Source organism: Psychrobacter sp. FME13, from assembly GCF_014861395.1.
Classification (GTDB): Bacteria; Pseudomonadota; Gammaproteobacteria; order Pseudomonadales; family Moraxellaceae; genus Psychrobacter.
The window spans coordinates 1-10,474 of sequence record NZ_RRYV01000107.1 but is presented as its reverse complement, the minus strand read 5'-3'; the positions used below and the strand labels follow the sequence as shown (position 1 = coordinate 10,474).

Here is a 10,474-nt window from a genome sequence, read left to right as displayed (position 1 = left end):
TGGTGCCCAATACTTTACCGATACTGACTGAGGCTATAATAGCTATGTCTCTAACACCGCAACCTCTCACCGTCATTAGCCGTATGATGTCTTCTATTTTAGAGTGACAGCCCTTATAAGTTAAGGCATGGTCACCAATGAATTGACGTTTGCAGTCCTTGCATTGGTAGTTCTGCTTGCCATAGCTTTTTATGCCGTGTATCGAAAAACTGGGACTGTGACAGTCGGGGCAGCTGATATCTATTTGTGTCTTCATAACCTCAAATATATCATCTTGCTTTGGCTGTCACCCTCCTTTATTTCTTCAGCATACTTTCTGACACACCACCCTAATTTTTTATTAGTATCGTTGATTTGTTCACACTACCAATCGGATAAACATTATGAAAGATACATTCTCTCACTCTACTATCAGCACTAAAGAAAACAGTACCAGCGAAAATAGCACCAATCAAAACCTAGCTGCCCAATGGGTACTCGCCAGTAATAATAAAGGCAAGTTGGCTGAGTTCAAAAGACTGTTTGCTGAAGCAAATCTAGACGTGACGATCATTCCACAAGGTCAACTCGATATCGAAGATGCAATCGAGGACGGACTAAGCTTCGTCGAAAACGCCATTATTAAAGCAAGACATGCCAGCCGTCTCAGCGGATTACCTGCCATTGCCGATGATTCAGGATTGTGTGTGCCTGTACTCGGTAACGCACCGGGCATCTACTCTGCTCGCTATGCTGGTGAACACGGTAACGATAGTAAAAACAATGCTAAGCTCATCGCTGGCTTACAGCCTATCCGTACAGCGAAGCCAAATACTCCGATCAAAGGTATGTTTGTATGCGTACTGGCAATGGTTCGCCATGCCGATGACCCATTACCGATCATCGCTCAAGGTCTATGGCATGGCGAAATCTTGGATTCTCTATATGGTGACGGCGGCTTCGGATACGACCCATTATTTTGGTTACCTGATTTGCAAGCCAGTGCGGCCAGTCTGAGCGCTGCTGATAAAAATAGCATCAGTCATCGTGGTCAGGCAATCCAGCAGCTATTAGCACAGTTGCCTTTATAACCTGTTTTTGTCATATTCGCTCTCGTTTATATCTAGCATGCCTCAGCATAAATGTATAACTCGCATAAACATATAAATAGTACCTAAAGCGAAACAGATGACATAGTAAATTTTAAGTGAACGAGTAGCAAAACAGATAATTTTTACTTTAATAATCAGATAGATTATACTGTTCTACTTTTAAAATTTTGTTGAAATCCGTTATTTGGCTGTATAATTCACCAATAAGCGTTATTATGCGCTGCATTAACGGTTTATTATTGATAATTGGTAGCATTTACTAAGATAAACAGTTTTATATGTCAGTCCCGTTGAGTGCTAAAGGCGATTGCTATAATCACTCATTGTAAAGCTGTTGACTACCACTATCCCCTATTTATTCCAACGGCAATTGTATCCTCAGCCATATTTTGAGGCGCAGTTGTCTATTACCATTTAACTCCAAGTACTGTTTAACTCTAAGTACTATTTAATCCTAAAGGTGTAATGAACATGGCTACAGATTTACAAGTCACAACCAACAAGCTATCTAATAAAGAAACCCAGCTCACGGTTAAAGTACCCGTTGAAAAAATTCAAAACAAAGTTGAAGGCCGTATTCGCCAAGTTGCGAAAACTGCCAAGATTGACGGTTTCCGTAAAGGTAACGTCCCTATGTCACACATCCGCTCTCAGTACGGTGCTGGCATTCAACAAGAAGTTATCAACGATGTGATCCGCGATACTGTATTTGAAGCGATTAAATCTGAAGACATCCGCGCTGTTGGCATGCCTAACATCGACGACGTAAAACTTGAAGATGATTTCTTGGTATATCAAGCCACTGTTGAAATCTTCCCAGAAGTTGACGTACAAGGTATCGATGAGATTGAAGTTGAGCGTCACACTGCACAAGTTAGTGAAGAAGACGTTGACACTATGATCGAAAACCTACAAAAGCAACGTGAAGAATTCGTTGAGAAAAAGGGCATGGCTGCGAAAGACAACCAAGTCACTTTCGACTTTGAAGGTTCAATCGACGGCGAAAAATTCGAAGGCGGATCAGCTGAAGACTTCAAACTGGTCATCGGTAGCAACCAAATGATTCCTGGTTTTGAAGCTGGTATCAAAGGCATGAAAGCTGGCGAAGAAAAAATCATCGACGTAACTTTCCCAGAAGACTACCAAGCTGAAAACTTAGCGGGTAAAGAAGCCCAGTTCAAAATCAACGTGAAATTAGTTGAAAGATCTAAGCTACCTGAAATCAATGAAGAGTTCCTAGAACTATTCGGCGTAAAAGAAGGCGGCGTTGAGAAGTTGAAAGAAGACGTACGCAAAAACATGGAACGCGAAATCAAAAACGCTGCGCGTAGCCAAGTTAAGCAAGCAACATTTGACGCATTGCTAGAAAAGAACGAGTTTGACGTGCCAAACGCTATGCTAGAGCAAGAAATCGAGCGTCAACGCAACATGATGATGCAACGTTTTTCTCAGCAGTTCGGCGCTAACGCTGACAGCTTCGATAAAGACATGCTACCAAATGAGCTATTTGAAGAGCAAGCGCTACGTGCTGCCCGTCTTGGCATCATCGTTGCCCGTGTTATCGATACTAAAGGCCTAGAAGTAGATCAAGAGCGTGTTGAAACCTTCATCAAAGAAGCCGCTGAAAACTACGAAGATCCAGCTGAAGTCATCGAGTACTACACCAATGATAAGCAGCAGCGCGCGAACATTGAGTCTGTCGTACTAGAAGACCAAGTCGTTGACTATCTGATCGGTCAAGGCAAAGTAACTGACAAAGAAGTTAGCTACCAAGACTTGCTAGCCGCTCAGCAACAACAGCAGCAAGGCATGTAATTGATACGACAAGCTGTCTTTTTAGATAGGCTATAGTCGGTTATCAAAACCAAAATGCGCCCCTGATCTTTTGATCAGGGGCGCATTTTTTATAGGGCTCGATAGCTAATGTCAATCATAACTATCGAGTCTACAGACACCTTATTTGTAGCGCCAAAAACGCTTAAACCAACACAGGTGCAAATACGGCACTCAATCCTAGCAACACTAGACCGCGCTGTACCCATAAGCTACTACCCAATCGCTGCTGTAGCTGCTGACTAATCAGTGTACCAACTGCGTACAGTGCTAGCATCGTGACCAACATTCCGGCATAAAACCCTAGCTGACCACTCACACCAGCATTTGCTGGCATCTCCATTGCATGCGCCAATCCATGAAAGACAGCTAGACCACCAAAGCCAAACAACGACAGCTGCTGAATGTTTGGCGTAGTTGCCTTACTTGTTTGCGTAGAAAATGCTTCTTGTCTACTTTTATGACTCATCAAGACCATAGCCAGTATAACTACCGACAATGAGATAGCCATCTCAACCCACCCAGATGACGTGGAAAATGCAATACCACCAATCAGAACGCCAGCCGTACCCAATATCGCACCCAATATCGCACCCAACGACAACCCTGCTGCCAATGACATTAACCCTAGACGAGTCTTTTTCAGTCCATAAAACAACATACCCATGCCAACTGCCAAAAACAAATGGTCAAAACCAGTTATCGGGTGCATCAGCCCCGCTTGCAAAGTCCCTAACAGCGATGACGTATGCGCAGTGGTTGAATGAATATGACCTGAGTGTGCCTGTGCTAGTGAAGGTAATATTAATGCTGTCATCATCACCGTGGAGCCAGCCACTATGTTACGAGAGGATAGAGCTTGTGAAAAATTAGATTTTTCTATACTTTTTATCATGTGATTTTTCCTTATTATTTATAGTCGAATGATATCAGCTCGTCTGCTACTCCTACTGACTAAGCAAGCATGCCCTGCTCTTTGATAAAGGCAATAATCTCATTTAGCCCTTCACCTGTTTTCATATTGCTAAAGATAAAAGGTTTGTCGCCGCGCATCTTTTTGGCATCACGCGCCATAACTTCTAGTGATGCACCTACCATTGGTGCGAGATCCGTTTTATTAATAATCAATAAATCAGACTTAGTAATACCAGGTCCACCTTTGCGAGGTATCTTATCACCTGCCGACACATCGATAACGTATAACGTCAAATCTGATAGCTCTGGGCTAAATGTCGCCGCCAAATTATCGCCACCTGATTCAATGATAATCATCTCCAATCCTTCAAAAGTCGCTTGCAGCTCAGCAATCGCTGTCAGGTTGATAGAGGCATCTTCACGGATAGCAGTATGCGGGCAGCCGCCGGTTTCTACACCGCGAATGCGCTCAGCAGGCATGGCATCATTACGAGTCAAAAACTCTGAATCTTCTTTGGTATAAATATCATTGGTCACTACTGCCATGTTGACGGTATCACGCATGTTTTGGCATAGGCGCAAGGTCAATGCCGTCTTGCCGCTACCAACAGGACCACCAATACCGAGGCGTAAGCAAGATAAACCAGATGTCGATACATTAGTAGGACTGGTACCTTGCGAAGTTTTTGGTTGTAGCGGGGTCAAAGACATAATGTGTTCCTTAAACGGTTGATATAGAATTATTATAAAATCGGAGCAATGTAAGTAGATCCAAGTAGACAGACCAATTTGGACAGACCTAACTGAACATATCTAAGCATAGAGCTATGAGCGGAACAATCGACTGTACTGCTCTTCGTGCATACTTGAGAGAGTCGCCAAATTGGGTAAGTTGTTAGATATATTGAGTAACTCATAGAGCTCTTGGCACAACTGTTCAACATCTTGATCTTCAACAATATCCTGAACTTGGACTATCTCTAAATCTAGATAATCAATACTGTCTGGTGACGCCATCACATCATCAAAGACGCGCTGTATGTTATCACTAGCAGCATCAACCTGCGCCGCCAGATCATTTTGTAATTGCCAAAGAACGCGTTGTCCTGCCATTTGCCCTAGTGGCACTGTCTTTACCGCTGCCAATACCATATTTTCTAATTGAGCAAACCCATAAGTTGTCATTGATTGAGCTATCGGTAATTCCCAATGCTGAGCAATATGAGCAAAAAGTGGTAAGTAACCATTGTCAGGTATTTCAGCAGGTATACCTAGGCCCAGCACTTCATTAAGCCAAGACACCATTGCTTGTGCCAATTGCTGAGACTCAAGCACAAACTCTTTACTCTCTAAGCTCGCATGGTAGTCTTGCGCGAGGGCTGCCGCTAGGGCTTCATGCCCTTTATCAAGGGCTTGCATGATCAATGCTAATATCGGTAACTCGTAATCCAAGATAGCAAGCTGCAAATAGTCTTGCATGAATTCGAGCGTACTTTGTTCATCATGAATCACACCTGACTCAATCGCCGCTTCCACCCCTTGTGAATACGTATAGCTGCCGATAGGTAAGTTACTCGATGCCAGCATAAGCACTTGTCCAAGCTGACGATTGTGATTGCGTTGACTACCAAACCTAACCGTATCCATCATTAATGACCTACATGTTCGTGGCTATTTGACGTGCCATGCGTATGACTATGTGAATGACCGTGTTCATGGTTATGTTCATGACCATCTAAGTCACTATTTGAATGTGTATGAGAATGACTGTGCGAATGCCCGTGCCCTGATTGATAAGCCCCTGTTTCAGGCTCAAACGGTACTGATGCCTCTGCAACCTGCAATCCAAGACGCTCTAACATTTGCGCCAGTACATGGTCGTTTTCAAAATACAACGCATAGCCTGCGTCACCAGCGTCAACACTGTGGTCAAACATTAGTGGCACATGTCGATTGCCTAGATGATAAGCCCCTTTCATTAAGGTGAAAACATCATCAGCGGTGACTTTAGTGACTGCCTGAGGTTTAGCGATGACTTGGATCAACTCGCCGGCTTCATCAATCAAGACATCATTACCTTTGAGTGTGCCTGTCCGCGGTAAATCAACGCCGACGCTCTCACCTGACACAGTAGCGGCCTTAAAACGAGAATGCTGACGAGTATCAAAGTCTAGCAGTAGATAGTCATCAGTTTGCTGCTGCTTTGCTAATTGAGCTTGTTGCATGTCACTCAAATCACTTAAACGGGTATTGAATATCTTCATCATTATTATACTCTGGCTGTTGTGGCTCAAACTGTTAGGACATAAAACACTAAAAAATCAGCATCACAAAATGCTTAGGATAACAAAGTACTTGGAAGAACAAGGCGCTTGGAAGAACAGAGCTCTTCAAATAAAGGAACACTTAAAACAAAAAGTAACGCTGCGCCATGGGTAATACATCGGCAGGCTCACAAGTTAATAGCTCACCATCAGCGCGTACTTCATAAGTCTCAGGGTTGATATCCATCTCAGGGCAATAGCTGTTAAAGCGCATATCACTTTTACGGATTTGACGGATACCATGTACTGGCTGAATGACTTTGGTCAAGCCAAGGTGCTTATCTACTTGCTTATCGATAGCCGCTTGCGACATAAAGGTAATGCTAGTTTGGGCAATAGATTTTGGATACGCGGCAAACATAGGACGATAATGTACTGGCTGAGGTGTTGGGATAGAGGCATTGATATCACCCATCGGAACAGCAGCGATGAGCCCGCCTTTGATGATGCACTCGGGTTTTACCCCAAAAAACTTAGGAGACCATAATACTAGATCCGCCCACTTCCCCACTTCGATAGAACCGACCATATCGCTTATACCATGGGTAATGGCAGGATTTATGGTGTATTTTGCGATATAACGCTTGATGCGAAAATTATCGTTATCCGCGCTTTGATCATAGTCTGTCAGTGTGATGTACTGTTTCTCATATTCCGTGGTTGCCGTCGCATCTGGAGCGAGATGACCGCGTTGGACTTTCATTTTGTGCGCGGTCTGCCACGTGCGAATGACCACTTCACCTACTCGGCCCATGGCTTGAGAATCACTACTCATCATCGAAATCGCGCCCAAATCATGCAGGATGTCTTCAGCGGCGATGGTTTCTTGGCGGATACGGCTTTCTGCAAACGCCACGTCTTCAGCGATGGCAGGGCTTAGATGATGGCAGACCATCAGCATATCGAGATGCTCGTCAATGGTATTGACGGTATATGGTCTGGTTGGATTGGTAGAGGACGGCAATACATGCGACTCACCAATGGCTTTGAGAATATCAGGGGCGTGCCCACCGCCTGCACCTTCGGTATGAAAGGTATGAATACAGCGGTTTTTAAAAGCGCCTAGCGTGCTTTCTAGATAACCACTTTCATTTAAGGTATCCGTATGAATCGCTACTTGCACATCGTAGTTGTCAGCGACGCTCAAGCAGTTATCGATGGCTTGCGGCGTAGTACCCCAATCTTCATGTAGCTTTAGCCCCACAGCACCAGCTTCGATTTGCTCGGCTATCGGCTCTGGCACGCTCACGTTACCTTTACCTAGTAACCCAATATTCATAGGAATACTGTCAGTAGATTTGAGCATCGAGCCGATGTGATAAGCACCTGGTGTACAGGTAGTCGCCAGCGTACCTTGTGCAGGCCCTGTACCACCGCCAAGCATCGTAGTGACCCCTGACATCAGCGCTGTCTCGCACTGCTGCGGTGCAATGAAATGAATATGGCTATCAATCCCGCCTGCTGTTAGGATTTTTCCTTCACCAGCGATTATTTCGGTCGCACCACCAATCGCAATATCAATGCCAGGCTGAATATCAGGGTTACCCGCTTTGCCAATACCGCTAATACGACCGTCTTTGATGCCCACATCTGCTTTATAAATACCGGTATAATCCATGACCAATGCATTGGTAATCACCGTATCCGCGACGTCAGCACCTAATAATTGCCCTTGTCCCATGCCATCACGAATGACTTTACCACCACCAAACTTAACTTCTTCGCCTTTTATCTCAGTAGATTTATTAGAGCGCTCACTACCCTGTAATGCACCTACTGGATCAGCATCCTGATAACTGGTCAAATCAGCCTCAACTTGCAACCAAAGCTCTGTATCCGCTAAACGAACCTTATCGCCTGTTGTCGGGCCAAAATGCTCAGCATAAATATGCCGACTCACTTTCTTTTGTGATGTCGCTGTAGGGCGCTCATTATCTGTATTATTCGATGCTGCGTCCGAGTTAGCTGCACCCATTACTCGACCAGCGAAGCCATATACTTCCTGCTTACCAGCAAAGGCCACCAGCTCCACTTCTCGTGATTGTCCAGGCTCAAAGCGTACTGCCGTACCAGAGATAATATTCAAGCGATAACCACGCGTCCGCTCACGTTCAAAATCCAAAGCGTCATTAACTTCATAAAAGTGATAATGCGAGCCAATTTGGATAGGTCGATCGCCTGTATTGGCGACGCTGATACTTTGCACCTTTCGTCCTTGGTTCAACGTAATATCGCCATCTTGAATATTATATTCACCTGCTTGCATGAGAGCCGCCTTATTTTATAATTATCATTTCGGTAAGATACAGTGCTATACGATGGGGTTATGTACCGTCACCAGCTTGGTGCCATCAGGAAATGTTGCCTCGATTTGCACTTCATCCACCATCTCTGCCACACCCTCCATCACATCATCAGCAGACAGATAGGTAGCGCCCTCACTCATCAACTCAGCGACTCTTTTACCATCTCGCGCCCCTTCCATGAGTAGCATGCTGATATAAGCGATGGCTTCTGGATAGTTCAGCTTAACACCACGGTTCTTCCGGCGTTCAGCCACCATACCGGCCGTGAATAGCATGAGTTTGTCTTTTTCTGTCGGAGTCAGATGCATGAGGTTTCCTTATTGTATTTATAATATTCTGTGTCGCAGAGTACGTACTTCAAAACTTGAGTGCCTTAATCAAAACAGCGATGGTGGCTTTTTCACATCATATTAATATCATATTAATTTCATACCACGTCAAACAGTACTTAATAAATAGTACTTAACAAACAGCATCTAATAATAAGTACATAACAAAAGATCAGGTGTCCCAAATTCTGGGTCGACACAACTCAAGCTGCCACCAGTGCTCACGCAACACTTCTCTTAACTGATAAAAAGCCTCAAAACAGCCACGTACATCCGAGCCAATATAACGGATATTGACTGCTTGATAGTTATGAGTGCAGTAGACAGGCAACTCAAATTCAGCGATTGCCTGACGTAATGCCAATACTGTGCTGTCTAGGTAATGGGTTAACGCCTGTTTAGCTGCAGCTTGTGTGGTCGCTGTTGATTTTTCTGATTTTGATGTCTGTGTGATTGGATTCTCATAGATATCTTTTAAGCTCGGTACCGCCCAAAACGACCCATAAACATGCTGACCTGCCAGTCCTAGATGCGAAGTAAACCAGCGACTTTGGGCTGATTGAGCCACTCGTTCTGCCACGATAACTCGCCCTTTACGGTAAATATTCAGCCCAGTATGGTAATGTCCTTGCAAAAACTGCTCATCATAAGCTTGCCGCCCAAACACGCTAATCTCCCACGTTAGTAAGCTAGATGAGTCTGTTAAATCAAAGCGACTCGTCGCATGCATATTGGCTTCGTTATAAACAATACTCTCTTGTGGTAACCACTCTAAGCGAGTATTTGTGTCTAAACTGGCCTGTACCTGTTGACTGGCATGTTCAGCCATATGCTGTGTAGTAGCATTGTTATCTGTGGTTATATCCACGTCGACTGCCCTATTTTCGACGATGATTGATTGATCGGCTGCAACTTTATTTTTTTTGCTGATACTGTCTTTGCCATACCATTTACCCGCCCCTGGTGTGGTGATAACCGTATGGCTACCATCATCCAAACGCAAGTCAATATTCAGCGTATCACCACCGGCGATACCGGCTGGAGGATACAACATCAATATATGACAAATACCTTGCTGCATGCACGGCTCAGGGTATAACGGTCGCTGTACCATCAATGCGCCCGTATGCTTACGACGATATAGCCGCGTTTTAGGCGCAGTTGCAGCAGTATCTTGGGCAACATGCCTACTTTTTATGCTGTCAAAATCTAAAGCTAAAGAGGAAGCCCAGCTCATTTTATATACTCATCTACTCGTTAGGCCATGTTGAACGTCAAATATCATACACCATCGTATTACGGAGAGGTCGATCATTAGAGCGATCATATAGACCCAGTGCTATAACAATTCATAAAAATGACAATATCATCCTATGCATACAATCCTTATGCCAACTTACTCCTAATTAGAACACTCAACACTATTCATCAAGGCTCAAGCCTATGTTAACTGTGCTTGGCTTTCTCACAAGCCATTACCTGCACCAAAATAGCACAAACAACCACTATAGATGCACCAATTTTTAGCAATACCACCTCCCTATCGGTTGTATTTTACGTTTCCAATGTCAGTAAGCAACGCTAGACATGAGCCAATGCAAATATGGCTTATATAGCACCTTTAGGACTTACGCAAAACCAGAGATATATTGCCAACCTAAAGCATAGCGTAGTAC

9 protein-coding genes and 1 pseudogene are annotated in these 10,474 nt (G+C 44.2%); 2 read left to right on the top strand and 8 right to left on the bottom strand.

Features of this window, described 5'->3' with window-relative positions:
* A pseudogene (locus EI164_RS11600) lies at positions 1–256 on the bottom strand (IS1 family transposase); the annotation flags it as partial.
* A 127-nt stretch (positions 257–383) separates the two neighbouring features.
* Between EI164_RS11600 and rdgB the strand changes: the two are divergent.
* The gene (rdgB, locus tag EI164_RS11595; RefSeq protein WP_225739254.1) at positions 384–1,070 is read left to right on the top strand and encodes an RdgB/HAM1 family non-canonical purine NTP pyrophosphatase; all 687 of its coding nucleotides are present in this window, start codon (positions 384–386) and stop codon (positions 1,068–1,070) included.
* A 492-nt stretch (positions 1,071–1,562) separates the two neighbouring features.
* A complete protein-coding gene (gene tig / locus EI164_RS11590) occupies positions 1,563–2,906 on the top strand; it encodes a trigger factor (protein ID WP_192520115.1) in 1,344 nt (447 codons plus the stop codon).
* A 163-nt stretch (positions 2,907–3,069) separates the two neighbouring features.
* On the opposite strand, the gene EI164_RS11585 is transcribed toward tig, so the two are convergent.
* The 7 genes from EI164_RS11585 to EI164_RS11555 form a co-directional block, all read right to left on the bottom strand.
* Complete coding sequence (locus tag EI164_RS11585; protein WP_192520114.1) at positions 3,070–3,819, bottom strand: HupE/UreJ family protein; 750 nt, start codon at positions 3,817–3,819, stop codon at positions 3,070–3,072.
* A gap of 59 nt (positions 3,820–3,878) precedes the next feature.
* Positions 3,879–4,550 carry an urease accessory protein UreG gene (gene ureG, locus EI164_RS11580; RefSeq protein WP_192520113.1) on the bottom strand — a complete coding sequence of 224 codons (672 nt, stop codon included), beginning with the start codon at positions 4,548–4,550 and terminating at the stop codon, positions 3,879–3,881.
* A 114-nt stretch (positions 4,551–4,664) separates the two neighbouring features.
* Complete coding sequence (locus EI164_RS11575) at positions 4,665–5,486, bottom strand: urease accessory protein UreF (protein ID WP_192520112.1); 822 nt, start codon at positions 5,484–5,486, stop codon at positions 4,665–4,667.
* Positions 5,487–5,488: 2 nt separating this feature from the next.
* Entirely contained in the window at positions 5,489–6,103 is a 615-nt protein-coding gene (gene ureE / locus EI164_RS11570) for an urease accessory protein UreE (RefSeq protein WP_192520117.1), read from the bottom strand.
* 142 nt (positions 6,104–6,245) lie between these two features.
* Positions 6,246–8,429, bottom strand: coding sequence for an urease subunit alpha (gene ureC / locus EI164_RS11565; RefSeq protein ID WP_192520111.1), 2,184 nt, complete (start codon positions 8,427–8,429; stop codon positions 6,246–6,248).
* 45 nt (positions 8,430–8,474) lie between these two features.
* Positions 8,475–8,777, bottom strand: a complete 303-nt coding sequence (gene ureA, locus EI164_RS11560) for an urease subunit gamma (protein ID WP_057761815.1) — start codon at positions 8,775–8,777, stop codon at positions 8,475–8,477.
* A 193-nt stretch (positions 8,778–8,970) separates the two neighbouring features.
* Positions 8,971–10,035: an urease accessory protein UreD gene (locus tag EI164_RS11555; RefSeq protein ID WP_192520110.1), complete on the bottom strand. Its 1,065-nt coding sequence runs from the start codon at positions 10,033–10,035 to the stop codon at positions 8,971–8,973.
* Positions 10,036–10,474: the final 439 nt, after the last annotated feature.

Excerpts from the sequence above, each read along its gene's own strand:
- rdgB (WP_225739254.1), top strand. The coding sequence starts at position 384 with ATGAAAGATACATTCTCTCACTCTACTATCAGCACTAAAGAAAACAGT.
- tig (WP_192520115.1), top strand. The coding sequence starts at position 1,563 with ATGGCTACAGATTTACAAGTCACAACCAACAAGCTATCTAATAAAGAA.
- EI164_RS11585 (WP_192520114.1), bottom strand. The coding sequence starts at position 3,819 with ATGATAAAAAGTATAGAAAAATCTAATTTTTCACAAGCTCTATCCTCT.
- ureG (WP_192520113.1), bottom strand. The coding sequence starts at position 4,550 with ATGTCTTTGACCCCGCTACAACCAAAAACTTCGCAAGGTACCAGTCCT.
- EI164_RS11575 (WP_192520112.1), bottom strand. The coding sequence starts at position 5,486 with ATGGATACGGTTAGGTTTGGTAGTCAACGCAATCACAATCGTCAGCTT.
- ureE (WP_192520117.1), bottom strand. The coding sequence starts at position 6,103 with ATGAAGATATTCAATACCCGTTTAAGTGATTTGAGTGACATGCAACAA.
- ureC (WP_192520111.1), bottom strand. The coding sequence starts at position 8,429 with ATGCAAGCAGGTGAATATAATATTCAAGATGGCGATATTACGTTGAAC.
- ureA (WP_057761815.1), bottom strand. The coding sequence starts at position 8,777 with ATGCATCTGACTCCGACAGAAAAAGACAAACTCATGCTATTCACGGCC.
- EI164_RS11555 (WP_192520110.1), bottom strand. The coding sequence starts at position 10,035 with ATGAGCTGGGCTTCCTCTTTAGCTTTAGATTTTGACAGCATAAAAAGT.